This window comes from Micromonospora cynarisoli (assembly GCF_030518815.1).
In the GTDB taxonomy this organism is placed as follows: domain Bacteria; phylum Actinomycetota; class Actinomycetes; order Mycobacteriales; family Micromonosporaceae; genus Micromonospora; species Micromonospora wenchangensis.
Genome location: NZ_CP130426.1, coordinates 3833850 through 3857143, shown reverse-complemented (window position 1 = coordinate 3857143; position 23294 = coordinate 3833850). Strand labels below are relative to the sequence as shown.

Below are 23294 nucleotides of genomic sequence, written 5' to 3'. Positions count from 1 at the left end.
CCGGACGCCGGGCATGATGGTGGCATGACGACCGCTGCGGGGCAGGTGCCGTTGGCGCACCAGCCACCACGTCATCCGCTCGACCCCGACCCGGTACGCGCCACCAAGGCACGGGCCGTCTTCGCGCTCGGGTTGATCGGGGCGTTGACCGGGATCTTCGTCGGCGGGGTGGTGCCCGCCACGATCGCCCTCCAGCTGGCGCGGCAGGCCCGCCGGGAGGCGTACGCCTCGGGTGGGTTCCTCACCGGCGCGGCCTGGCTGCGGCGGGGGGAGCGGCTGGCCCGGGTGGGCCTGGTGCTGGTCGCGGTCGCGGTGGTGACGCTGGTGGTGATCGGGGTGGTCCGGCTCGCCGGCTCCCCGTACGGGCAGGATTTCGCCCCGAACGTCGACTGACCCGTCGGGGTGATGATCCGGCAGGGGGCACCCACGGTGCGTGGCGGCGGTAGCCTGGCCGGTGTCCGTCGCGTGACGGTGGACCCACATCGCGACAGGAGGACCCCGTGACGGAACCGGCGCCGCCGTCGGGAGGCGACCCGGGCGGACCGCCCGCCGGCTCCCCGGAGCCGGCCGCGCCCGGCACCGACGCCGGAGCGAACCGCCCGCCCGACCCGTGGGCCGTCGGCCCGTGGGGCGCGCCGTCCGAGCCCGGTCCGGTGCACGGCGCCGGCATCCCGCCGGAGGCCGCCCCCCTCGGGTACGCCCCACCGCCGACGTCCGGGGCCGGCGTCACGCCGTCAGGTGGCGGGCCGGCCGGCGCTGTTCCGTTCGGTGGTGGGCCGTTCAGTAGTGGGTCACCGTCCGGTGGTGGGCCGTTCCCCGGGGCCGGGGGAGCGCCCGCCGGGCCGTCGTCGTATCCGGGGTCGTCGTCCTACCCCGGGCCGGGCGGGGCGTACCACCCGACGGTGGCGGCCGGGTCCTACCCGGGACAGCCGGCGGCCGGGGCGGGCTGGCCGGCGTCGTCGGGGCACGGGGCCGGGCCGCTGCCCCCACCGCCACCGGAGGCCCCGCGCGCCCCCAAGCGGGTCGACGCCGTGCCCGGCACCCCCTTCGGGGTGGTGCACCTGGACGTACCAGCGGTCACCTCGGGGCCGGCGGTGGGTTCGTTGATCGCCGGAACCGGGTCGATCCTGGTGTCGTTCCTGGTGATCTGCTTCGGCGTCGGGGGAGCGCAGCTCGGCGGGGCCTGGGCGGCAGGCGCGTTCACCGTGCCGGGGGTGCTGGCCGGTACGGCGGCGATCGTCGCCGGGCTGCTGGCCCGCCGGCAGATCCGCCGGGCCGCGCCGCCACCGGCGGTGCGGTTCACCGGTCGGGGCCTGGCGACGGCCGGGATCAGCTGCGGCGGGGTGGGGTTGGTGCTCAGCCTGCTGGGCCTGGGGCTGGCGTTGCTGGTGCAGTTGGCGTGACCCCCGTCGCCCGGGGGTGACGGGCTGCGGTGCAGGGCAGCCGGTACACTGGACAGCCTAGGGGCCCGTCACGGGCGAGCAGGCAGGACGCACGGCGCGACCGACGGAGTTCTGAGACCCGGCGGACCAGCCCGTTTTGACCTGCGAGGCTGTGGTAGGTACTCTTTCCCCTTGCGCCCGGGCATGCCCGGGCAACTCGTGCGTGCGCGGGATCCGGATTGATCCGGAGATCGAGCGGCCGTGCGACACAGTCCACAGGACCCGGCGGGCGGACGACCACGCGCCGGTGACAGAAACCGGTGCCACCCGCGCGAGCGACGGCACCGGGACCGCGAACCGGGCGACACACCCGACCGCGGGTACCGGGACCGCCGCGAGGTGGACCCGGTCGGAATGTAGGAGAGTCGGCCATCAGGTCGGCTAACGAGCAGACGGCGCGGTCGCGTGACGCGGCCGAAGGGAGCGGAGAAACCCGGTGCCCACCATTCAGCAGCTGGTCCGAAAGGGCCGCCAGGCCAAGACGACCAAGACCAAGACCCCGGCGCTGAAGGGATCCCCTCAGCGGCGCGGTGTGTGCACCCGCGTGTACACCACCACCCCCAAGAAGCCGAACTCGGCGCTCCGCAAGGTCGCGCGTGTCAAGCTCAGCAGCCAGATCGAGGTGACCGCCTACATCCCGGGCGTGGGTCACAACCTTCAGGAGCACTCGATCGTGCTCGTTCGCGGCGGCCGGGTGAAGGACCTCCCCGGCGTGCGTTACAAGATCGTCCGCGGCTCGCTGGACACCCAGGGTGTCCGCAACCGCAAGCAGGCGCGCAGCCGGTACGGCGCGAAGAAGGAGAAGAGCTGACATGCCGCGTAAGGGACCCGCTCCGCGGAAGCCGCTGGTCGCTGACCCGGTGTACAACTCGCCGCTGGTCACCCAGCTGGTCAACAAGATCCTGATGCGCGGTAAGCGTCAGCTCGCCGAGCGCATCGTGTACGCCGCCCTGGAGGGCTGCCGCGAGAAGAGCGGCACCGACCCGGTCGTCACCCTCAAGCGCGCGATGGACAACGTCAAGCCGACCCTGGAGGTGCGCAGCCGCCGGGTCGGTGGCGCCACCTACCAGGTGCCGGTCGAGGTCCGTCCGGCCCGGGCGACCACCCTCGGTCTGCGCTGGCTGGTCACGTACTCCAAGGCCCGTCGCGAGAAGACCATGGTCGAGCGGCTGATGAACGAGCTGCTCGACGCGAGCAACGGTCTGGGTGCCGCCGTCAAGCGGCGCGAGGACACCCACAAGATGGCGGAGTCCAACAAGGCCTTCGCGCACTACCGCTGGTAACAGCCTGGTTCCGGCGCCGGACCGGCGCCGGAACCGCCACCGGTCGAGTCGAGACGACGATAAGTAGGGATTGAAGTGGCCGCCGCAGACGCGCTCGCCAACGTACGCAACATCGGCATCATGGCGCACATCGATGCCGGTAAGACCACGACCACCGAGCGGATCCTGTTCTACACCGGTATCACCTACAAGATCGGTGAGGTCCACGAGGGCGCTGCCGTCATGGACTGGATGGAGCAGGAGCAGGAGCGTGGTATCACCATCACCTCCGCTGCCACCAAGTGTGAGTGGAAGGGCCACACGATCCAGATCATCGACACGCCCGGTCACGTCGACTTCACGGTCGAGGTCGAGCGGTCGCTGCGGGTGCTGGATGGTGCGGTCGCGGTCTACGACGGCGTGGCCGGCGTGGAGCCGCAGACGGAGAACGTCTGGCGGCAGGCCGACAAGTACCACGTCCCGCGGATGTGCTTCGTCAACAAGCTCGACCGCACGGGCGCGGACTTCTTCCGCTGCGTGCAGATGATGATCGACCGGCTCAACGCCACCCCGCTGGTGCTCCAGATCCCGATCGGCCTCGAGGGCGACCACATCGGCGTCGTCGACCTGATCGGCATGCGCGCCCTCACCTGGCGCGGGGAGACCCAGAAGGGTGAGGACTACGCCATCGAGGAGATCCCGGCCGACCTGGCCGACTCCGCGGCGGAGTGGCGCGAGAAGCTGATGGAGACCCTGGCCGACGTCGACGACGCAGTGATGGAGAAGTACCTGGAGGGCGAGGAGATCTCCGTCGAGGAGATCAAGGCCGCCATCCGGCGGGCCACCATCGCCAGCAAGGCCAACCCGGTGCTGTGCGGCTCGGCGTTCAAGAACAAGGGCGTGCAGCCCATGCTCGACGCCGTGGTCGACTTCCTGCCGTCGCCGCTGGACGTGCCGGCCATCGAGGGCACCGCGACCGACGGCGAGACGCCGTTGCAGCGTAAGCCGTCGAAGGCGGAGCCGTTCTCCGGTCTGGCCTTCAAGATCCAGACCGACAAGCACCTCGGCAAGCTCACCTACGTCCGGGTCTACTCGGGCGTGGTCGAGACCGGCAACCAGGTGGTGAACTCCACCAAGGACCGCAAGGAGCGGATCGGCAAGATCTACCAGATGCACGCCAACAAGCGGGAAGAGCGCGGCTCGGCCCAGGCTGGCGACATCATCGCGGTGCAGGGTCTCAAGCAGACCACCACCGGTGACACCCTCTGCGACCCGGCGAACCCGGTCATCCTGGAGTCGATGACCTTCCCCGAGCCGGTCATCGAGGTCGCGATCGAGCCGAAGACCAAGGCCGACCAGGAGAAGCTCAGCACTGCCATCCAGCGGCTGGCCGAGGAGGACCCGACCTTCCGCGTCAAGCTGGACGAGGAGACCGGTCAGACGGTCATCGCCGGCATGGGCGAGCTGCACCTGGACATCCTGGTCGACCGGATGCGCCGCGAGTTCAACGTCGAGGCGAACATCGGCAAGCCGCAGGTGGCGTACCGTGAGACGATCCGCCGCAAGGTGGACAAGATCGAGTACACCCACAAGAAGCAGACCGGTGGCTCCGGCCAGTACGCCCGCGTCATCGTGAGCATCGAGCCGCTGCCGCTGGACAACGAGTCGCCGACCTACGAGTTCGCCAACGCCGTCACCGGTGGCCGCATCCCCCGCGAGTTCATCCCGTCGGTGGACGCCGGTGCGCAGGACGCCATGCAGTACGGCATCCTGGCGGGCTTCCCGCTGGTCGGTGTCAAGCTGACCCTGCTGGACGGCCAGTACCACGAGGTCGACTCGTCCGAAATGGCATTCAAGATCGCCGGCTCGATGGTGATGAAGGAGGCGGCCCGCAAGGCCGACCCCGCGCTCCTCGAACCGATGATGGCCGTTGAGGTCACCACTCCCGAGGAGAACATGGGTGACGTCATCGGCGACCTCAACTCCCGCCGTGGCATCATCCAGGCGATGGAGGAGCGCAGCGGCGCCCGCATCGTGAGGGCCCTGGTGCCGTTGTCGGAGATGTTCGGCTACGTCGGCGACCTGCGGTCGAAGACCCAGGGCCGGGCAAGCTACAGCATGCAGTTCGACTCCTACGCCGAGGTGCCGCAGAGCGTGGCGAAGGAGATCATCGCCAAGGCGACGGGTGAGTGACGCTCACCTGCTGCTGATCCGGTGAGCCGGGGCCGGTCGCGGACGGGAGTCCGCCCGCGACCACCTCGGTCGGGTTGTGTGAATCCGGGCCTGTAGGCTTCATCGCCGCAGAACCCACCAAGCTCTCCGGCCGTTGGCCGGAAAGGCTGTCGACAGAGTCCTAAGCGCCGTCCGGCGCGCCGGGGCGAGAAGAACCAAGAAGTCCACAGGAGGACACCAGTGGCGAAGGCGAAGTTCGAGCGGACTAAGCCGCACGTCAACATCGGCACCATTGGTCACATCGACCACGGTAAGACGACGCTGACGGCGGCCATCACGAAGGTCCTGCACGACCAGTACCCGGACCTCAACCCGTACACGCCGTTCGACGAGATCGACAAGGCGCCGGAGGAGAAGGCCCGCGGTATCACGATCTCGATCGCGCACGTCGAGTACCAGACCGAGGCGCGGCATTACGCGCACGTCGACTGCCCCGGGCACGCCGACTACATCAAGAACATGATCACCGGTGCCGCCCAGATGGACGGCGCGATCCTGGTGGTCGCGGCGACCGACGGCCCGATGCCGCAGACCCGCGAGCACGTGCTGCTGGCCCGTCAGGTCGGTGTGCCGTACATCGTCGTGGCGCTCAACAAGAGCGACATGGTCGACGACGAGGAGCTCCTGGAGCTCGTCGAGCTCGAGGTCCGCGAGCTGCTGTCGGCGCAGGAGTACCCGGGTGACGACCTGCCGGTCGTCCGGGTCTCGGCGCTGAAGGCCCTCGAGGGTGACCCCGAGTGGACCGGCCGCCTGCTGGAGCTGATGAACGCGGTCGACACCGCGATCCCGCAGCCCGAGCGGGAGACCGAGAAGCCGTTCCTCATGCCGATCGAGGACGTCTTCACGATCACCGGTCGTGGCACGGTCGTCACCGGTCGCGCCGAGCGTGGCGTGCTCAAGCCGAACGAGGAGGTGGAGATCGTCGGTATCCGCGAGAAGTCGCAGAAGACGGTCTGCACCGGCATCGAGATGTTCCGCAAGCTGCTCGACGAGGCCCGCGCGGGCGAGAACGTCGGTCTGCTGCTGCGTGGCATCAAGCGCGAGGACGTCGAGCGCGGCATGGTGGTCGTCAAGCCGGGCACCAGCACCCCGCACACGGAGTTCGAGGCGACGGTCTACATCCTCTCCAAGGAGGAGGGTGGCCGGCACACCCCGTTCTTCCAGAACTACCGCCCGCAGTTCTACTTCCGCACCACCGACGTCACCGGTGTCGTCACCCTCCCCGAGGGCACCGAGATGGTCATGCCGGGCGACAACACCACGATGGCCGTCAAGCTCATCCAGCCCATCGCGATGGAGGACAACCTCAAGTTCGCGATCCGCGAGGGTGGTCGTACGGTCGGCGCGGGTCGCGTCACCAAGATCATCAAGTGACCCAGGTAACCCCGATTAGCGTCGCCGCCGGTCGTGCGGCATACTAGTCAGGTTGCGTAACGACGGTTAGTCGCCCGTGTCCGGCGAAAGCTGGACCTCCGGGAAGGCCAACAGTCGCGCGTAGGGTGGTTGATCGCCCCTGGCGGTCAACCACCCTCGCACGGCGTCCAGATCGCTGTGATGCGATCGGCGCCTTGACCCACCGCGTGGTCAGAGAGCCGCTCCGGAGTCCCGGGGCGGAGCCTGGTCCGAGGGCGCGACACGCCCGACCGCGGGGGTCGGCGAAGTGGGCCTGTGCCAGCCGGTACAGGTGCCCGCAACACAGCGGCATCGAGAGAAGGAACAGAAGCCACCATGGCGGGACAGAAGATCCGCATCCGGCTCAAGGCCTATGACCACGAGGTCGTCGACTCCTCGGCGCGGAAGATCGTCGAGACGGTGACGCGCACCGGGGCGCAGGTCGCGGGCCCGGTGCCGCTGCCCACGGAGATCAACCGTTTCTGCGTCATCCGCTCGCCGCACAAGTACAAGGACTCGCGCGAGCACTTCGAGATGCGTACGCACAAGCGGCTGATCGACATCATCGACCCGACCCCGAAGACGGTCGACTCGCTCATGCGCCTCGACCTGCCGGCTGGCGTCGACATCGAGATCAAGCTGTAGGGACCGGACAAATGGACAGGCAAGTCAAGGGGATCCTGGGCGCAAAGCTCGGCATGACCCAGGTCTGGGACAACAACAAGGTTGTCCCCGTGACCGTGGTTCAGGCCGGCCCCTGCGTCGTCAGCCAGGTTCGTAGCGCCGAGAAGGACGGTTACTCCGCGGTCCAGCTCGCCTACGGCACGATCGACCCGCGCAAGGCCAAGAAGCCGCTCGCCGGGCACTACGCCAAGGCGGACGTGGCGCCGCGCCGGCACATCGTCGAGCTGCGCACCACCGACGCCGCGGACTACTCGCTCGGCCAGGAGGTCACGGTCGAGGAGTTCCCGGTCGGCGTGGTCATCGACGTCACCGGCAAGACCAAGGGCAAGGGCTACGCCGGCCCGATGAAGCGGCACGGCTTCCACGGTCTGCGCGCCAGCCACGGTGTCGAGCGCAAGCACCGCTCGCCGGGCTCCATCGGCGCCTGCGCGACCCCGGGTCGCGTCTTCAAGGGCACCCGGATGGCGGGTCGGATGGGTGGCGTGCGCTACACCGTCCAGAACCTGACCGTCCAGGCGGTCGACACCGAGAACAACCTCCTGCTCGTCCGTGGTGCCATCCCCGGTCCCAAGGGCGCGCTGGTCCTGGTCCGCACCGCGGCCAAGACGAAGGCGAAGAAGGGCGGTGTGGCCAAGTGACCACCGTTGACGTCCTCGACGTCGAAGGCGCCAAGAGCGGCTCGGTCGAGCTGCCGGCCGACATCTTCGACGTCCAGGCCAACATCGCGCTGATGCACCAGGTCGTGGTGGCTCAGCTCGCGGCGGCCCGGCAGGGCACCCACAAGGCCAAGACCCGTGGCGAGGTCTCCGGCGGCGGCAAGAAGCCGTACAAGCAGAAGGGCACCGGTCGCGCCCGGCAGGGCTCGATCCGCGCGCCGCAGTTCGCCGGCGGTGGCGTGGTCCACGGCCCGGTGCCGCGCGACTACAGCCAGCGGACCCCGAAGAAGATGAAGGCCGCCGCCCTGCGTGGCGCCCTCTCCGACCGGGCCCGCGCCGGCCAGGTGCACGTCGTCGAGACCTTCGTCTCGGGCGAGAAGCCGTCGACCAAGGCGGCCCTGGCCACCCTGGCCAAGCTGACCGGGGCCCGGCGGGTGCTGGTCGTGCTGAGCAGCACCGACGAGCTGAACTGGGTGTCGCTGCGCAACGAGCCGCGGGTGCACCTGATCGAGTCCGGCCAGCTCAACACGTACGACGTGCTGGTGGCCGACGACGTGGTCTTCACCAAGGACGCCCTGGACGAGTTCCTGGGCGTGCCCGCCGAGACCACCGAGGAGGGTGGCAAGTGAGCACGATCGCCGACCCGCGGGACGTCATCGTCGCGCCGGTCGTCTCGGAGAAGAGCTACAGCGAGCTGAACCGGAACTGGTACACCTTCCTGGTGCACCCGGACGCGAACAAGACCGAGATCAAGATCGCTATCCAGCAGATCTTCAACGTCCGCGTCCTGACGGTCAACACGCTCAACCGCCAGGGCAAGCGCAAGCGCACCAAGACCGGCTTCGGTCAGCGCAAGGCGACCAAGCGGGCGATCGTGAAGCTGGCTGACGGTGACCGTATCGAGGCCTTCGGCGGCCCGGTCAGCTGAGGGGTGTAGACAATGGCTATCCGTAAGTACAAGCCGACGACGCCGGGCCGACGGGGCTCCAGCGTCGCCGACTTCGCCGAGATCACCCGGTCCACGCCGGAGAAGTCCCTGCTGGCCCCGCTGCCGAAGAAGGGCGGGCGCAACGCCCACGGCCGGATCACCGCCCGGCACCACGGCGGCGGCCACAAGCGGCAGTACCGGCTGATCGACTTCAAGCGGGTCGACAAGGACGGCGTGCCGGCGAAGGTCGCGCACATCGAGTACGACCCGAACCGCACCGCGCGCATCGCGCTGCTGCACTACGCCGACGGCGAGAAGCGCTACATCCTCGCGCCGAAGGACCTGAAGCAGGGCGACCGGGTCGAGTCCGGGCCGGGTGCCGACATCAAGCCGGGCAACAACCTGCCGTTGCGCAACATCCCGGTCGGTACCACCATCCACAACGTGGAGCTGCGTCCGGGCGGCGGCGCCAAGCTGGCCCGTTCGGCAGGCGTCGGCATCCAGCTGCTCGGCCGGGAAGGTGCCTACGCGACCCTGCGTATGCCGTCCGGCGAGATCCGGCGGGTCGACGTGCGCTGCCGCGCCAGCGTCGGCGAGATCGGCAACGCCGACCAGTCGAACATCAACTGGGGCAAGGCCGGCCGGATGCGGTGGAAGGGCAAGCGCCCGACCGTCCGTGGTGTCGCGATGAACCCGGTCGACCACCCGCACGGTGGTGGTGAGGGTAAGACCTCCGGTGGTCGCCACCCGGTGAACCCGCAGGGTAAGCCCGAGGGCCGCACCCGTCGTAAGGGCCAGCCGAGCGACCGGCTGATCGTCCGCCGCCGCTACGCCACGCGTAAGCGCGGCTGAGGGAGATAGAGCATGCCTCGCAGCCTGAAGAAGGGCCCGTTCGTCGACGACCACCTGCTCAAGAAGGTGGAGACGCAGAACGACAAGGGCTCGAAGAACGTCATCAAGACCTGGTCGCGCCGCTCGACGATCATCCCCGAGATGCTCGGGCACACGATCGCCGTGCACGACGGACGCAAGCACGTCCCGGTGTTCGTGACCGAGGCCATGGTCGGGCACAAGCTCGGCGAGTTCGCGCTGACCCGCACGTTCAAGGGTCACGAGAAGGACGACCGGAAGAGCCGCCGGCGCTGACGCCGCGGGCATACGGATAGAGGAACAAGGGGTTACAGCGATGCCAGGAAAGGGCGACGCTCCGGTGCTTCCGGGCGCGCGGGCGGTTGCGCGGCACGTGCGCATCTCGCCGATGAAGGCGCGCCGGGTGGTCAACCTCGTCCGCGGCCTGCCCGCGAAGGAGGCGCTCACGGTGCTGCAGTTCGCGCCGCAGGCGGCGAGCGAGCAGGTGTACAAGGTGCTCGCGAGCGCGATCGCCAACGCGGAGAACAACGAGCGGCTGGACCCCGACGCGCTGCTCGTCAGCGAGGCGTTCGTCGACGAGGGCCCGACCATGAAGCGGTTCCGGCCGCGGGCGCAGGGCCGGGCGTACCGGATCCGCAAGCGCACCTGCCACATCACCGTGGCGGTCGAGGCGGTCGCGCCGGCCGCGCCGAAGAAGTCCGCGGCGAAGAAGGCGGCGCCGGCGCAGCAGGCCGAGCCCGCGGCGACCGAGAGCAAGACGGAGGGTGCCGAGTAATGGGTCAGAAGGTTCACCCCACTGGGTTCCGGCTCGGCATCTCGACCGACTGGAAGTCCCGCTGGTTCGCCGACAAGCTCTACAAGGACTACATCGGCGAGGACGTCAAGATCCGCCGGATGATGTCCAAGGGCCTCGAGCGCGCCGGCATCTCCAAGGTCGACATCGAGCGGACCCGGGACCGGGTCCGGGTCGACATCCACACCGCCCGGCCGGGCATCGTCATCGGCCGTAAGGGTGCGGAGGCCGACCGGATCCGCGGCGAGCTGGAGAAGCTCACCGGCAAGCAGGTGCAGCTGAACATCATCGAGGTCAAGAACCCCGAGTCGGACGCGCAGCTGGTCGCCCAGGGTGTCGCCGAGCAGCTCTCCAGCCGGGTCAGCTTCCGTCGGGCCATGCGCAAGTCGATGCAGTCGGCGATGAAGAACCCCGTGTGCAAGGGCATCCGGGTGCAGGTCTCCGGCCGCCTCGGCGGTGCCGAGATGAGCCGGACGGAGTTCTACCGCGAGGGCCGGGTTCCGCTGCACACGCTGCGGGCCAACATCGAGTACGGCTTCTTCGAGGCCCGTACCACCTTCGGCCGGATCGGTGTGAAGGTCTGGATCTACAAGGGCGACGCCGTGCCGGGCCGGGAGGCTCCGGCCGAGGCCGGTCCGTCCCGCCCGCGTCGTGGTGAGCGTGGCGACCGGCCCGAGCGGCCGCGTCGTGGCCGGTCGGGTTCGTCGGGTACGACCGCCGGCGGTACCGAGGCCGGCCGGGCTGCCGCGACCACCATCGCGCAGCAGGCCGAGACGCCGAGTGGCGAGCCGGTCGACAGTTCCGCTGTCGCCGCCGCCACCCAGCCGGCAGAAACGCAGCAGGAGGGCTGACAGATGCTGATGCCGCGCAAGCCCCCGAAGGGCTTCCGCAAGCCGCACCACCCGGACCGCCACGGCGCGTCCAAGGGCGGTAACCGGGTGGTGTTCGGCGAGTTCGGAATCCAGGCTCTCGAGCCGGCGTACGTGACCAACCGGCAGATCGAGTCGGCACGTATCGCCATGACCCGGCACATCAAGCGTGGCGGCAAGGTGTGGATCACGGTCTTCCCGGACCAGGCCCTCACCAAGAAGCCGGCCGAGACCCGGATGGGTTCCGGCAAGGGCTCGCCCGAGTGGTGGGTCGCGAACGTCAAGCCGGGGCGGGTTCTCTTCGAGATGTCCTTCCCCAACGAGCAGATCGCGCGAGAGGCGATGCGTCGCGCGATCCACAAGCTCCCGATGAAGTGCCGCATTGTTACGCGCGAAGTGGGTGAATCCTGATGGCAGCGGGCGTCAAGCCTTCCGAGCTGCGTGAACTCTCCGAGGAGGAGCTGGTCGCGAAGCTGCGCGAGGCCAAGGCGGAGCTGTTCAACCTCCGCGTGCAGGCCGCGACCGGTCAGCTGGACAACAACCGGCGGCTGCAGGTCATCCGTCGGGAGATCGCCCGGATCTACACGATCATGCGTGAGCGCGAGCTGGGTCTCTCGGCCGCGCCGACTGAGGTGACTGCATCATGAGCGAGACCGAGAACACCGCCACCACCGTGCGGGCCCGCCGTAAGGTCCGTGAGGGCCTGGTGGTCAGCGACAAGATGGACAAGACCGTCGTGGTCGAGGTCGAGGACCGGGTCAAGCACGCGCTGTACGGCAAGATCATGCGCCGTACCAGCAAGCTGAAGGTCCACGACGAGCAGAACGCTGCCGGCATCGGTGACCGGGTCCTGATCATGGAGACCCGGCCGCTGTCCGCCACCAAGCGTTGGCGGATCGTGGAGATCCTCGAGAAGGCCAAGTAGCGAAGGCTCGAGCTCGGCCGGTTTCGGTCGGGCGCAGGTTCCGCCAGGCTCCGGCCGTCCGCGAGGGCGGCCGGAGAACCGGCAGACATAGGAGATAGACGTGATTCAGCAGGAGTCGCGACTGCGCGTCGCCGACAACACGGGTGCCCGGGAGATCCTGTGCATCCGGGTTCTCGGTGGCTCCGGTCGGCGCTACGCGAGCATCGGCGACGTCATCGTGGCCACCGTCAAGGACGCGATCCCGGGCGCCGGTGTCAAGAAGGGCGACGTCGTCAAGGCCGTCGTCGTCCGCACCGCCAAGGAGAAGCGGCGGCCGGACGGCTCGTACATCCGTTTCGACGAGAACGCCGCCGTCATCATCAAGGACGGCGGGGACCCGCGCGGCACCCGTATCTTCGGCCCGGTGGGCCGCGAGCTGCGGGACAAGCGGTTCATGAAGATCATTTCCCTCGCGCCGGAGGTGTTGTGACCGTGAAGGTCAAGAAGGGCGACACGGTCATCGTCATCGCCGGCAAGGACAAGGGCGCCAAGGGCAAGGTCATCGCGGCCTACCCGCGGCAGGACAAGGTCCTCGTCGAAGGCGTGAACCGGGTCAAGAAGCACACCCGAGTCAGCACCACCCAGCGCGGCGCCAAGACCGGTGGCATCGTCACCCAGGAAGCCCCGATCCACGTCTCGAACGTGCAGGTCCTGGACTCCGACGGGAACCCGACCCGGGTCGGCTACCGGTTCGACGACAACGGCCAGAAGGTCCGCATCGCGCGTAGCACCGGTAAGGACCTGTGATGACCACGGCTACCGAAACCAAGACCCTGCCGCGCCTCAAGGAGCGGTACCGCAACGAGATCGTGGCCAAGCTGCAGGAGCAGCACAGCTACGGCAACCCCATGCAGGTGCCGCGGCTGGTCAAGATCGTCGTCAACATGGGCGTGGGCGAGGCCGCCCGCGACGCCAAGCTGATCGACGGCGCCGTCCGCGACCTGGCCACGATCACCGGCCAGAAGCCGCAGGTGCGCCGGGCCACCAAGTCGATCGCGCAGTTCAAGCTGCGTGAGGGCATGCCGATCGGCGCGAAGGTGACCCTGCGCGGCGACCGGATGTGGGAGTTCCTGGACCGGCTGCTGTCGATCGCGCTGCCGCGTATCCGTGACTTCCGCGGCCTGGACGGACGCAAGCTCGACGGGCACGGCAACTACACGTTCGGCCTGACCGAGCAGTCGGTGTTCCACGAGATCGACCAGGACAGGATCGATCGCCAGCGGGGCATGGACATCACGGTGGTCACGACCGCCACGACCGACGACGAGGGCCGGGCGCTGCTCAAGCTCCTGGGCTTCCCGTTCAAGGAGAACTGAGATGGCCAAGAAGGCGCTGATCCTCAAGGCCGCCGCGAAGCCGAAGTTCTCGGTTCGCGCGTACACCCGCTGCCAGCGGTGCGGGCGTCCGAAGGCGGTCTACCGCAAGTTCGGCCTCTGCCGGGTGTGCATCCGGGAGATGGCCCACCGCGGTGAGCTGCCCGGCGTGTCCAAGGCTTCCTGGTAATAGCCCGGCGCGCTCCGCGCGTCAGCTGAACTGTCTCTTCGCCGTAGGCCCCGGGCCGTGCCCGGGGAACCCCGGCGAGAAAGGTTGACGAATTTCATGACGATGACCGACCCGATCGCAGACATGCTCACGCGTCTGCGGAACGCCAACCAGGCGTACCACGACCGGGTGACGATGCCCTACTCGAAGATCAAGGCGAACATCGCCGAGGTCCTCAAGGCCGAGGGTTACATCGCCACCTGGTTGGTCGAGGAGCCCGAGGAGGGCGCCGTCGGCAAGCGACTGGTCGTCGAGCTGAAGTACGGCCAGAACCGGGAGCGGAGCCTGGCCGGCATCAAGCGCGTGTCCAAGCCCGGTCTCCGGGTGTACGCCAAGTCGGACGGGCTCCCGCGGGTGCTCGGCGGGCTGGGCGTGGCGATCATTTCGACGTCCCAGGGGCTGCTCACCGACCGGCAGGCCCGCAAGCGGAGCGTTGGCGGGGAAGTCCTCGCCTTCGTCTGGTAACGGGAGACAGGTAGAAATGTCGCGTATTGGACGTAAGTCGATCCCGGTGCCTTCCGGCGTCGACATCACGATCGAGGGCCAGACCGTCAAGGTCAAGGGCCCCAAGGGCGAGCTGACCCACACGCTCGCCGAGCCGATCTCCGCGGAGCGGGGCGAGGACGGCCAGCTGCACGTCAACCGGCCGAACGACGAGCGCAAGGCCAAGGAGCTGCACGGCCTGAGCCGTACCCTGGTCGCCAACATGATCGTCGGGGTGACCGAGGGCTACCGCAAGAGCCTGGAGATCGCCGGCACCGGTTACCGGGTCACCGCCAAGGGCAAGGACCTGGAGTTCGCGCTCGGGTTCTCGCACCCGGTCCTGGTGCAGGCGCCGGACGGCATCACCTTCACGGTGGAGCGGCCGACGCTGTTCCACGTGGCCGGCATCGACAAGCAGCAGGTCGGTGAGGTCGCCGCCAACATCCGGAAGATCCGCCCGCCGGAGCCCTACAAGGGCAAGGGCGTCAAGTACCAGGGCGAGGTCATCCGCCGCAAGGCCGGAAAGGCAGGTAAGAAGTGAGCGCCACGCTGCTCAAGCGCCGCCGCGGCGTCGCCGCCAAGCGCGCCGTCGGCCGTGCGCGTCGACACTTCCGGGTCCGCAAGAACGTCAGCGGCACCGCCGAGCGTCCCCGCCTGGTGGTCACCCGCTCGCTGCGGCACATCGTCGCCCAGATCGTCGACGACACCAAGGGTCACACCCTGGCGTCGGCCTCGACCCTGGACGCGTCGCTGCGCGGTGCGGAGGGCGACAAGAGCGCCCTGGCCGGCAAGGTCGGCAGCCTGCTCGCCGAGCGGGCCAAGGCCGCCGGTGTGTCCAAGGTCGTCTTCGACCGTGGCGGCAACCGGTACGCGGGGCGGGTCGCCGCGCTTGCCGACGCCGCCCGCGAAGCCGGGCTCGAGTTCTAGAAACCCCGTCACGAGAGATAAGGAAGGCTGCTGATGCCAGGTCAACAGCGCCGTGGCGGCGGGTCCGGTGGCAACGAGGGTGGTCGCCGCGACAACCGCCGTGAGGGCGGCCGCGGAAACGCGCCCGTCGAGAAGACCCCGCACCTCGAGCGGGTCGTCGCGATCAACCGCGTCGCCAAGGTCGTGAAGGGTGGTCGTCGCTTCAGCTTCACCGCCCTGGTGATCGTGGGCGACGGCGACGGCACGGTCGGCGTGGGCTACGGAAAGGCCAAGGAGGTGCCCGCGGCGATCGCCAAGGGCGTCGAGGAGGCCAAGAAGCACTTCTTCAAGGTGCCGCGGATCGGCCAGTCGATCCCGCACCCGATCCAGGGTGAGGCCGCGGCCGGTGTGGTGCTGCTCAAGCCGGCGTCCGCCGGTACGGGCGTCATCGCCGGTGGCCCGGTGCGTGCCGTGCTGGAGTGCGCGGGCATCCACGACGTGCTCTCCAAGAGCCTCGGCTCGTCCAACCCGATCAACATCGTGCACGCCACGGTGGCGGCGCTGAAGGGGCTCGAGTCCCCGGAGGCCGTCGCGGCCCGTCGTGGCCTGCCGGTCGAGGACGTCGCGCCGGCCGCCATGCTGGCGTCGCGGGCGGGGGTGGCGTCCTGATGGCACGCCTGAAGGTCACCCAGATCCGGTCCGAGATCGGGAGGAAGCAGAACCAGCGGCACTCGCTGCGTTCGCTCGGCCTGAAGCGGATCAATGACGTGGTGGTCAAGGAGGACCGTCCCGAGATTCGGGGCATGATCTTCACGGTCAGCCACCTCGTGAAGGTCGAGGAGGTCGAGTAATGACGATCAAGGTTCACCATCTCCGTCCGGCCCCGGGCGCCAAGACCGCGAAGACCCGGGTGGGTCGCGGTGAGGGCTCCAAGGGCAAGACCGCCGGTCGCGGCACCAAGGGCTCCAAGGCCCGCAAGAACATCTCGGCGGCGTTCGAGGGTGGGCAGATGCCCATCCACATGCGCCTGCCGAAGATGAAGGGCTTCAAGAACAAGTTCAAGGTCGTCTTCCAGGTGGTCAACCTGGACCGGCTCGCCGAACTGTTCCCCAACGGCGGCCAGGTCGGCCCGCTGGAGCTGGTCGAGGCCGGCGCGGTCCGCAAGGGCCACCCGGTCAAGATCCTCGGCACCGGCGACCTCGGCGGCGTGACCCTCCAGGTGTCGGCGCAGGCGTTCAGCGCGTCGGCCAAGGAGAAGATCACCGCTGCCGGCGGCTCGGTCACCGAGCTGTAGGTCAGGCAGACCATGGCGCCCGCTCAGTTCATCGTGACTGGGCGGGCGCCCTGGTCTACCCGGAGCGTGTGCGCCGGGTAACATCGGATTCGGTTTATGTAGCCGGGCACACCTGCCCGGAGCGGGATCGGGCTGTTAGAGTCCCTTCCCAGCCATGGATATCGGGCACTCGCCCGGCACCCACCCCACCCGCCAGGGACCACCACCGGGCGGCCCGCGCGCAGGAGGAAGAAGTTGCTGTCCGCCTTTCTCAGTGCGTTCCGTACGCCTGACCTGCGCAAGAAGCTGCTGTTCACAGTAGGCATCATCGCGGTCTACCGGCTCGGCGCCACTCTGCCCAGCCCCGGCGTCTCGTACGGCAACGTGCAGAAGTGTCTCGACAGTCTGCAGGGCCAGAACACGGGCGTGCTCAACCTGCTCGACCTGTTCTCCGGCGGCGCGCTGTTGCAGCTCTCGGTCTTCGCGCTGGGCATCATGCCCTACATCACCGCGTCGATCATCCTGCAGCTGCTGACGGTGGTCATCCCCCGGCTGGAGCAGCTCCGCAAGGAGGGCCAGGCCGGCCAGGCGAAGATCACCCAGTACACCCGCTACCTGACCCTCGGGCTGGGCATCCTCCAGTCGTCGGCGTTCGTGGCGCTGGCCCGTTCCGGCCAGCTGTTCCAGAACCGCTGCGACCAGTTCCCGATCGTGCCCGAGGGCACCGGCATCCCGGACTGGCTGACCCTCAGCATCCTGGTCATGACGATGACCGCCGGCACCGGCATGGTGATGTGGCTCGGCGAGCTGATCACCGACCGGGGCGTCGGCAACGGCATGTCCGTCCTGATCTTCACCTCGATCGCGGCCCGGCTCCCCAGCGAAGGCTGGAAGATCAAGACCAACGAGGGCTGGGGCAAGTTCGCCCTGGTGCTCGCGCTGGTCCTGGTGGTCATCACCGCGGTCTGCTTCATCGAGCAGGCGCAGCGCCGCATCCCGGTGCAGTACGCCAAGCGCATGATCGGCCGGCGGATGTACGGCGGCACCTCCACCTACATCCCGCTGAAGGTGAACCAGGCCGGCGTCATCCCGGTCATCTTCGCCTCGTCGCTGCTCTACCTGCCGCAGCTGGCGCTCCAGTTCTTCGACCAGAACGACCCGGGCAAGACCCAGGCCTGGATCCAGAACAACATCGTGCAGGCCGACGCGCCGCTGCACATCGTGATCTACTTCCTGTTGATCATCTTCTTCACGTACTTCTACGTGTCGATCACGTTCAACCCGACCGAGGTCGCGGACAACATGAAGAAGTACGGCGGCTTCGTGCCGGGCATCCGCCCCGGCAAGCCGACCGCCGACTACCTCGACTTCATCCTCAGCCGGATCACCCTGCCGGGCGCGCTCTACCTGGGTATCGTGGCGGTCCTGCCGAACTTCTTCTTCATCTGGCTGAACAGCCAGCAGTTCCAGAACTTCCCGTTCGGCGGCACCGCTGTGCTCATCATGGTCGGCGTCGGTCTGGAGACCGTGAAGCAGATCGAGAGCCAACTCATGCAGCGGAACTACGAAGGGTTCCTGCGGTAGATGCGACTCGTTCTGGTTGGCCCGCCGGGCGCGGGCAAGGGCACACAGGCGGAGTTCATCGCCGCACACCTCTCGGTGCCGAAGATCTCGACCGGTGACATCTTCCGGGCCAACGTCTCCCAGGGGACGCCCCTGGGAGTCGAGGCGAAGCGGTACATGGACGCGGGCAAGCTGGTCCCGGACGAGGTGACCATCAACATGGTCCGGGACCGGCTCGCCGAGCCGGACGCCTCCGAGGGCTTCCTGCTCGACGGCTTCCCGCGCACCACCCCGCAGGCCGCCGCGCTGGACAAGCTCCTCGCCGACCTGGGCACCGCGTTGGATCTGGTGTTGGAGTTGGTCGTCGACGACGACGAGGTGATCCGGCGGCTCTCCGGCCGGCGTACCTGCCGGGGCTGCGGCAAGATCTGGCACGTCGAGTTCGACGCCCCCAGCCGGGAGGGCGTCTGCGACCGGTGCGGCGCCGAGCTGTTCCAGCGCGACGACGACAAGCCGGAGACCATCGCGGCCCGGCTGCGCGAGTACGCCGACAAGACCGCGCCGCTGGTCGACTACTACGGCGCACAGAACAAGCTGGTCGGGATCGACGCCACCGGCCCCGTGGAGGACGTCACCGTCCGCGCGATCGACGCGCTGCGCTCGTACGGCGGCTGACCTCCCGCCGGGGCCCGGCGGATAGAGTGCGAACAGCGGGGTACGCGACGTGCCCCGCTGTTTCGCTGTGCAAGGCAACGAAAGGTGACCGCTCCATGCGCCGTGCCCAGCTGGACATCCAGCTGAAGACCCCTGACCAGATCCAGAAGATGCGGGCCGCCGGCCTGGTGGTCGCCGAGGCCCTGCGCCGGATGAGCGCGGCGGTCGCCCCCGGGGTGAGTACGGCCGACCTCGACGCGATCGCCGAGGCGACCATCCGCGAGGCGGGCGCGATCCCGTCCTTCAAGGGCTACCACGGCTTTCCCGCCTCGATCTGCTCGTCGGTCAACGAGCAGGTGGTGCACGCGATCCCCGCCGCCGACCAGGTGCTCAGGGAAGGCGACCTGATCTCGATCGACTGCGGCGCGGTGCTGGACGGCTGGCACGGCGACGCGGCGGTCACCGTCGGGGTGGGCGAGGTCGACCCGGCGCTGCTGAAGATGGCCTCGGTCGCCGAGGACGCCATGTGGGCCGGGATCGCCGCCGCCGCGCGGGGGGCCGCGAACGGCCGTGGCCGGCTCACCGACATCTCGCACGCCGTCGAGACCGCCGTCCGCCGGGGTGGCCGGTACGGCATCGTCGACGGCTACGGCGGCCACGGCATCGGCACCGAGATGCACCAGGACCCGCACGTGCTCAACCACGGCCGGCCCGGCAAGGGGCCACGCCTGGTGCCGGGCATGGCGCTGGCGATCGAGCCGATGATCACGATGGGTTCCCCGCGTACCGTCGAGCTGTCCGACGGGTGGACCGTGGTCACCCGGGACCGGTCGATGGCGGTGCACGTCGAGCACTCGATGGCGCTGCTGGAGGACGGGGTCTGGGTGCTGACCGCGTTCGACGGCGGGCGGGCGCGGCTCGGCGACCTGGTGACCGCCCGGCAGCCGGCCGACTCCCCGGCCACCTGACCCCGGGCCCGGTGACACTCGGACCACCTCGGCTCCTTCCGAACTGATGACGTCGACGACTCGACCGTCGGCCGGAAGAGGGACGGGAATCGCTGATGTCGTCAGGTCGAAAGGGCCCGACGACAGATGGGGCGGGTGGGGGGCGGTCACCGATGGGCGGCGACGGCCACCCCTCGTGGAATAGCGCCGGGGGACCGTCGGGAACGGCGCCGGCCCGGCCACTGACAGCCGGGCGTTGCGCGGGGTGGTGCCCCGTTTCGTCCGGGTGGGTGACACCACCGGTGGCCGGTTTGGCGACCACCGGTGGGCGGGCGTACACTTTCAGATCGGCGCACAGCGTCCACTCCGGCATGCCCACCACGCGCTTCGGTGGGAGCCCGGAGCCGCGGCTGGCGCGGGTCCCCGACGACCGTCGGAAGGCCCGTGTAAGACGTTGTGGGTCGTCCGGAGCAACCGACGTCAGGACAGCGGAGTACATGCCGAAAAAAGACGGAGCCATCGAGATCGAGGGTCGGGTCATCGAGCCTCTGCCGAACGCCATGTTCCGGGTGGAACTCGCGAACGGCCACAAGGTGCTGGCTCACATCAGCGGCAAGATGCGGCAGCACTACATCCGCATCCTGCCGGAGGACCGGGTCGTCGTCGAACTCTCGCCGTACGACCTGACCCGCGGGCGCATCGTCTACCGCTACAAGTAAAGCCTGACGGCGGCCGGGAAGTCCCCGTGTCCGTCTTCGACGTCCGGAGTCGTGGTCACCGCGTCGCCGGGCCGGATGGGAAGTAAGGCAACCGTGAAGGTCAAGCCGAGCGTCAAGAGGATCTGCAACAAGTGCCGGGTTATCCGCCGGCACGGCCGGGTCATGGTGATCTGCACCGACCCGCGCCACAAGCAGCGCCAGGGCTGATCCGAGCCCGCTCTCCGTGTGACGGGGGGCGGCGGACCGGTCCGGGTCGCGCAGATCCGACGACAACACGTCACCAGCTCGTCCCAGCCGCGGAACGTACGCATGCGTACCTTCTCGTGGCCAACCCCCGGTCGGAGGCCGGGGCTCGCTCGGGCAGCGGCCGTCCGGTCGCCGGCGCACGACGCGCCGGAGCCGGAACAGGTCGGTAGCGGGGTGGGACGGGTCCACACCTCCGCCACACATCACGAGGAGTACGCCCGCACATGGCACGTCTAGTCGGCGTGGATCTCCCCCGCGAGAAGCGGATGGAGATCGCGCTCACCTACATCTTCGGGGTCGGTCGCACCCGCGCCCAGGAGACGCTCGCCGCTACCGGCATCTCGCCGGACAAGCGCGCTCGGGACCTCACGGACGAGGAGCTCGTTCAGCTCCGCGACCACATCGAGGCGAACTACAAGGTTGAAGGCGACCTGCGCCGCGAGGTCGCCGCCGACATCCGCCGCAAGGTCGAGATCGGCTGCTACGCCGGCATCCGGCACCGCCGGGGCCTGCCCGTGCGCGGCCAGCGGACCCGCACCAACGCGCGGACCCGCAAGGGCCCGAAGCGGACCGTGGCCGGCAAGAAGAAGCCCGGCAAGAAGTAACTCCCACGCCGGCGCCCAGGCCAAGAGCCAGCAGCCGATCGAGAACCCATACAGGAGCGCAGAAGACTTATGCCACCGAAGGCTCGTGCCGGAGCCGCAGTCAAGAAGGTCCGGCGCAAGGAACGCAAGAACGTCGCCCACGGGCAGGCGCACATCAAGAGCACGTTCAACAACACCATCGTGTCCATCACGGACCCGACCGGTGCGGTCATCTCCTGGGCCTCCGCCGGCCAGGTGGGCTTCAAGGGCTCCCGCAAGTCGACCCCGTTCGCCGCGCAGCTGGCCGCCGAGGCCGCCGCGCGTCGGGCGATGGAGCACGGCATGCGCAAGGTCGACGTGTTCGTCAAGGGTCCCGGCTCCGGCCGGGAGACCGCCATCCGCTCGCTGCAGGCCGTCGGGCTGGAGGTCGGCCAGATCGCCGACGTCACCCCGCAGCCGCACAACGGGTGCCGTCCGCCGAAGCGTCGCCGGGTCTGAGAGGTTAGAGAGAGATGGCTCGTTACACCGGTGCTGACTGCCGCCGTTGCCGGCGGGAGAAGATGAAGCTGTTCCTCAAGGGCAGCAAGTGCGATGGCCCGAAGTGCCCGTTCGAGTCCCGGCCGTTCCCGCCCGGGCAGCACGGCCGTGGCCGCACGAAGGAGACGGAGTACCTGCTCCAGCTCCGCGAGAAGCAGAAGGCCCGCCGCGTGTACGGCGTGCTGGAGAAGCAGTTCCGCGGGTACTACGAGGAGGCCGTGGCCAAGCAGGCCAAGACCGGTGAGGTCCTCCTGCAGATCCTGGAGTCGCGGCTCGACAACGTGGTCTACCGGGCCGGGTACGCGCACTCCCGGGACATGGCCCGCCAGCTTGTCAAGCACGGTCACTTCACCGTGAACGGCAAGAAGGTCGACATCCCGTCGTACCGCGTCAAGGAGCACGACATCATCGAGGTCCGGGGCAAGAGCAAGGAGCTCACCCCGTTCATCGTGGCGCAGGCCCAGGCCGGCTCGAAGACCGTTCCGGCGTGGCTGGAGGCGATCCCGAGCCAGATGAAGGTCCTGGTGCACTCGCTCCCGGCCCGCCAGGTGATCGACACCCAGGTCCAGGAGCAGCTGATCGTCGAGCTCTACTCCAAGTAAGGGCTCGTTGCGGTGGCCCGTCCTGCGGGGCGGGCCACCGGAACAGTTTGTGTCGTGGGCGTCATATAGCGGGCGTCCCGGAAGAGAAGAGAAGAAATGCTCATCAGCCAGCGACCGTCTCTCTCCGAAGAGTCGATCAACGAGACCCGCTCCCGGTTCACCATCGAGCCGCTGGAGCCCGGCTTCGGCTACACCCTGGGCAACTCGCTGCGGCGTACGCTGCTGTCGTCCATCCCGGGTGCCGCGGTCACCTCGATCAAGATCGACGGTGTGCTGCACGAGTTCACCACGATCCCCGGGGTCAAGGAGGACGTGGTCGAGCTCGTCATGAACATCAAGGAGCTCTGCGTCAGCTCGGAGCACGACGAGCCGGTCAGCATGTACCTGCGCAAGCAGGGGCCGGGCGACGTGACCGCCGGTGACATCCAGCCCCCGGCCGGTGTCTCGGTGCACAACCCCGACCTCAAGCTCGCCACCCTCAACGGCAAGGGCCGGCTCGACATGGAGCTGACCGTCGAGCGGGGTCGCGGCTACGTGACGGCGGCGCAGAACAAGCAGGCCGGCGCCGAGATCGGCCGGATTCCGGTCGACTCGATCTACTCGCCGGTGCTGAAGGTGACGTACCGCGTCGAGGCGACCCGTGTCGAGCAGCGGACCGACTTCGACCGGCTGATCATCGACGTCGAGACCAAGCCGTCGATGGGCCCGCGTACCGCGCTGGCCTCCGCCGGTTCGACGCTGGTGGAGCTGTTCGGGCTGGCCCGGGAGCTGGACGAGACCGCCGAGGGCATCGACATCGGGCCGTCCCCGCAGGACGCCCAGCTGGCGGCCGACCTCGCCCTGCCGATCGAGGAGCTGGACCTCACCGTCCGCTCCTACAACTGCCTCAAGCGCGAGGGCATCAACTCCGTTGGTGAGCTGATCGGGCGTACCGAGGCCGACCTCCTCGACATCCGCAACTTCGGTCAGAAGTCGATCGACGAGGTCAAGATGAAGCTCGCCGGGATGGGTCTGGGGCTGAAGGACTCGGCCCCGAACTTCGACCCGGCGCACGTCGTGGACGCCTTCGGCGAGGCCGACTACGACACCGACGACTATCGCGAGACCGAGCAGCTCTAGTCCGCGCTGCCGCCACACCTGAGGAGC

General features: G+C 68.8%; 36 protein-coding genes. All 36 read left to right on the top strand.

Annotation, left to right across the window (positions count from 1 at the left end):
* The first annotated feature begins 24 nt into the window (after positions 1 to 24).
* The 36 genes from Q2K16_RS16420 to Q2K16_RS16245 all read left to right on the top strand — a co-directional run bounded on the left by Q2K16_RS16420 (position 25) and on the right by Q2K16_RS16245 (position 23267).
* Positions 25 to 393, top strand: coding sequence for a hypothetical protein (locus tag Q2K16_RS16420; protein ID WP_088644803.1), 369 nt, complete (start codon positions 25 to 27; stop codon positions 391 to 393).
* 638 nt (positions 394 to 1031) lie between these two features.
* The gene (locus Q2K16_RS16415) at positions 1032 to 1403 is read left to right on the top strand and encodes a DUF4190 domain-containing protein (RefSeq protein ID WP_302746507.1); all 372 of its coding nucleotides are present in this window, start codon (positions 1032 to 1034) and stop codon (positions 1401 to 1403) included.
* A gap of 475 nt (positions 1404 to 1878) precedes the next feature.
* Positions 1879 to 2253 (top strand): 30S ribosomal protein S12, encoded by a 375-nt coding sequence (gene rpsL, locus Q2K16_RS16410; RefSeq protein ID WP_007465318.1) that lies wholly within the window; start codon positions 1879 to 1881, stop codon positions 2251 to 2253.
* 1 nt (position 2254) lies between these two features.
* Complete coding sequence (gene rpsG / locus Q2K16_RS16405) at positions 2255 to 2725, top strand: 30S ribosomal protein S7 (protein ID WP_088647009.1); 471 nt, start codon at positions 2255 to 2257, stop codon at positions 2723 to 2725.
* A 75-nt stretch (positions 2726 to 2800) separates the two neighbouring features.
* Positions 2801 to 4897, top strand: coding sequence for an elongation factor G (gene fusA / locus Q2K16_RS16400; RefSeq protein WP_204924854.1), 2097 nt, complete (start codon positions 2801 to 2803; stop codon positions 4895 to 4897).
* 219 nt (positions 4898 to 5116) lie between these two features.
* Positions 5117 to 6310 carry an elongation factor Tu gene (gene tuf / locus Q2K16_RS16395; RefSeq protein ID WP_088647007.1) on the top strand — a complete coding sequence of 398 codons (1194 nt, stop codon included), beginning with the start codon at positions 5117 to 5119 and terminating at the stop codon, positions 6308 to 6310.
* Positions 6311 to 6664: 354 nt separating this feature from the next.
* Complete coding sequence (gene rpsJ, locus Q2K16_RS16390) at positions 6665 to 6973, top strand: 30S ribosomal protein S10 (RefSeq protein ID WP_007073037.1); 309 nt, start codon at positions 6665 to 6667, stop codon at positions 6971 to 6973.
* 11 nt (positions 6974 to 6984) lie between these two features.
* Positions 6985 to 7650 carry a 50S ribosomal protein L3 gene (gene rplC / locus Q2K16_RS16385; RefSeq protein WP_088647006.1) on the top strand — a complete coding sequence of 222 codons (666 nt, stop codon included), beginning with the start codon at positions 6985 to 6987 and terminating at the stop codon, positions 7648 to 7650.
* Complete coding sequence (gene rplD, locus Q2K16_RS16380; RefSeq protein WP_302738504.1) at positions 7647 to 8297, top strand: 50S ribosomal protein L4; 651 nt, start codon at positions 7647 to 7649, stop codon at positions 8295 to 8297. Before rplC ends, rplD begins: the two co-directional genes overlap by 4 nt.
* The gene (gene rplW / locus Q2K16_RS16375) at positions 8294 to 8596 is read left to right on the top strand and encodes a 50S ribosomal protein L23 (RefSeq protein ID WP_067301418.1); all 303 of its coding nucleotides are present in this window, start codon (positions 8294 to 8296) and stop codon (positions 8594 to 8596) included. The genes rplD and rplW overlap by 4 nt, the downstream gene beginning before the upstream one ends.
* 12 nt (positions 8597 to 8608) lie before the next feature.
* Positions 8609 to 9448, top strand: coding sequence for a 50S ribosomal protein L2 (rplB, locus tag Q2K16_RS16370; protein ID WP_088647004.1), 840 nt, complete (start codon positions 8609 to 8611; stop codon positions 9446 to 9448).
* Positions 9449 to 9460: 12 nt separating this feature from the next.
* Positions 9461 to 9742: a 30S ribosomal protein S19 gene (rpsS, locus tag Q2K16_RS16365; RefSeq protein WP_007073032.1), complete on the top strand. Its 282-nt coding sequence runs from the start codon at positions 9461 to 9463 to the stop codon at positions 9740 to 9742.
* Between the two features lie 40 nt (positions 9743 to 9782).
* On the top strand, positions 9783 to 10241 hold the full coding sequence (gene rplV / locus Q2K16_RS16360; protein ID WP_088647002.1) for a 50S ribosomal protein L22: 459 nt from the start codon (positions 9783 to 9785) through the stop codon (positions 10239 to 10241).
* Positions 10241 to 11110, top strand: a complete 870-nt coding sequence (gene rpsC / locus Q2K16_RS16355) for a 30S ribosomal protein S3 (protein WP_302738503.1) — start codon at positions 10241 to 10243, stop codon at positions 11108 to 11110. Before rplV ends, rpsC begins: the two co-directional genes overlap by 1 nt.
* A gap of 3 nt (positions 11111 to 11113) precedes the next feature.
* Positions 11114 to 11539, top strand: coding sequence for a 50S ribosomal protein L16 (gene rplP / locus Q2K16_RS16350; RefSeq protein WP_088647000.1), 426 nt, complete (start codon positions 11114 to 11116; stop codon positions 11537 to 11539).
* Positions 11539 to 11775, top strand: a complete 237-nt coding sequence (gene rpmC, locus Q2K16_RS16345; protein WP_067301431.1) for a 50S ribosomal protein L29 — start codon at positions 11539 to 11541, stop codon at positions 11773 to 11775. Before rplP ends, rpmC begins: the two co-directional genes overlap by 1 nt.
* Positions 11772 to 12053, top strand: coding sequence for a 30S ribosomal protein S17 (gene rpsQ / locus Q2K16_RS16340; protein WP_088646999.1), 282 nt, complete (start codon positions 11772 to 11774; stop codon positions 12051 to 12053). The genes rpmC and rpsQ overlap by 4 nt, the downstream gene beginning before the upstream one ends.
* A 100-nt stretch (positions 12054 to 12153) precedes the next feature.
* Positions 12154 to 12522 (top strand): 50S ribosomal protein L14, encoded by a 369-nt coding sequence (gene rplN, locus Q2K16_RS16335; RefSeq protein WP_007073026.1) that lies wholly within the window; start codon positions 12154 to 12156, stop codon positions 12520 to 12522.
* A complete protein-coding gene (rplX, locus tag Q2K16_RS16330) occupies positions 12519 to 12839 on the top strand; it encodes a 50S ribosomal protein L24 (RefSeq protein ID WP_194821781.1) in 321 nt (106 codons plus the stop codon). The genes rplN and rplX overlap by 4 nt, the downstream gene beginning before the upstream one ends.
* Positions 12839 to 13408, top strand: coding sequence for a 50S ribosomal protein L5 (gene rplE, locus Q2K16_RS16325; protein WP_067301437.1), 570 nt, complete (start codon positions 12839 to 12841; stop codon positions 13406 to 13408). Before rplX ends, rplE begins: the two co-directional genes overlap by 1 nt.
* Before the next feature lies 1 nt (position 13409).
* Positions 13410 to 13595 carry a type Z 30S ribosomal protein S14 gene (locus Q2K16_RS16320; RefSeq protein ID WP_007073023.1) on the top strand — a complete coding sequence of 62 codons (186 nt, stop codon included), beginning with the start codon at positions 13410 to 13412 and terminating at the stop codon, positions 13593 to 13595.
* Positions 13596 to 13691: 96 nt separating this feature from the next.
* Positions 13692 to 14099: a 30S ribosomal protein S8 gene (rpsH, locus tag Q2K16_RS16315; RefSeq protein ID WP_067301438.1), complete on the top strand. Its 408-nt coding sequence runs from the start codon at positions 13692 to 13694 to the stop codon at positions 14097 to 14099.
* A 16-nt stretch (positions 14100 to 14115) separates the two neighbouring features.
* Entirely contained in the window at positions 14116 to 14658 is a 543-nt protein-coding gene (rplF, locus tag Q2K16_RS16310) for a 50S ribosomal protein L6 (protein ID WP_302738502.1), read from the top strand.
* Positions 14655 to 15044 carry a 50S ribosomal protein L18 gene (gene rplR / locus Q2K16_RS16305; RefSeq protein ID WP_088646997.1) on the top strand — a complete coding sequence of 130 codons (390 nt, stop codon included), beginning with the start codon at positions 14655 to 14657 and terminating at the stop codon, positions 15042 to 15044. Before rplF ends, rplR begins: the two co-directional genes overlap by 4 nt.
* A gap of 33 nt (positions 15045 to 15077) precedes the next feature.
* Complete coding sequence (rpsE, locus tag Q2K16_RS16300; protein WP_088646996.1) at positions 15078 to 15692, top strand: 30S ribosomal protein S5; 615 nt, start codon at positions 15078 to 15080, stop codon at positions 15690 to 15692.
* On the top strand, positions 15692 to 15874 hold the full coding sequence (gene rpmD, locus Q2K16_RS16295) for a 50S ribosomal protein L30 (protein WP_088646995.1): 183 nt from the start codon (positions 15692 to 15694) through the stop codon (positions 15872 to 15874). Before rpsE ends, rpmD begins: the two co-directional genes overlap by 1 nt.
* The gene (gene rplO / locus Q2K16_RS16290) at positions 15874 to 16317 is read left to right on the top strand and encodes a 50S ribosomal protein L15 (protein WP_088646994.1); all 444 of its coding nucleotides are present in this window, start codon (positions 15874 to 15876) and stop codon (positions 16315 to 16317) included. Before rpmD ends, rplO begins: the two co-directional genes overlap by 1 nt.
* Before the next feature lie 234 nt (positions 16318 to 16551).
* Positions 16552 to 17880, top strand: coding sequence for a preprotein translocase subunit SecY (gene secY, locus Q2K16_RS16285; protein ID WP_088646993.1), 1329 nt, complete (start codon positions 16552 to 16554; stop codon positions 17878 to 17880).
* Positions 17881 to 18534: an adenylate kinase gene (locus Q2K16_RS16280; RefSeq protein WP_088646992.1), complete on the top strand. Its 654-nt coding sequence runs from the start codon at positions 17881 to 17883 to the stop codon at positions 18532 to 18534.
* 95 nt (positions 18535 to 18629) lie between these two features.
* Positions 18630 to 19481 (top strand): type I methionyl aminopeptidase, encoded by an 852-nt coding sequence (map, locus tag Q2K16_RS16275; protein ID WP_145921748.1) that lies wholly within the window; start codon positions 18630 to 18632, stop codon positions 19479 to 19481.
* Between the two features lie 476 nt (positions 19482 to 19957).
* On the top strand, positions 19958 to 20179 hold the full coding sequence (infA, locus tag Q2K16_RS16270; RefSeq protein WP_007073013.1) for a translation initiation factor IF-1: 222 nt from the start codon (positions 19958 to 19960) through the stop codon (positions 20177 to 20179).
* 93 nt (positions 20180 to 20272) lie between these two features.
* A complete protein-coding gene (gene rpmJ / locus Q2K16_RS16265) occupies positions 20273 to 20386 on the top strand; it encodes a 50S ribosomal protein L36 (protein ID WP_012184307.1) in 114 nt (37 codons plus the stop codon).
* A gap of 263 nt (positions 20387 to 20649) precedes the next feature.
* Positions 20650 to 21030, top strand: a complete 381-nt coding sequence (rpsM, locus tag Q2K16_RS16260; RefSeq protein ID WP_088646990.1) for a 30S ribosomal protein S13 — start codon at positions 20650 to 20652, stop codon at positions 21028 to 21030.
* Between the two features lie 69 nt (positions 21031 to 21099).
* On the top strand, positions 21100 to 21507 hold the full coding sequence (gene rpsK / locus Q2K16_RS16255; RefSeq protein WP_030329919.1) for a 30S ribosomal protein S11: 408 nt from the start codon (positions 21100 to 21102) through the stop codon (positions 21505 to 21507).
* A 14-nt stretch (positions 21508 to 21521) separates the two neighbouring features.
* A complete protein-coding gene (gene rpsD, locus Q2K16_RS16250) occupies positions 21522 to 22148 on the top strand; it encodes a 30S ribosomal protein S4 (protein ID WP_067301470.1) in 627 nt (208 codons plus the stop codon).
* A 96-nt stretch (positions 22149 to 22244) separates the two neighbouring features.
* A complete protein-coding gene (locus Q2K16_RS16245) occupies positions 22245 to 23267 on the top strand; it encodes a DNA-directed RNA polymerase subunit alpha (protein WP_007073009.1) in 1023 nt (340 codons plus the stop codon).
* The last annotated feature ends 27 nt before the right edge of the window (positions 23268 to 23294 follow it).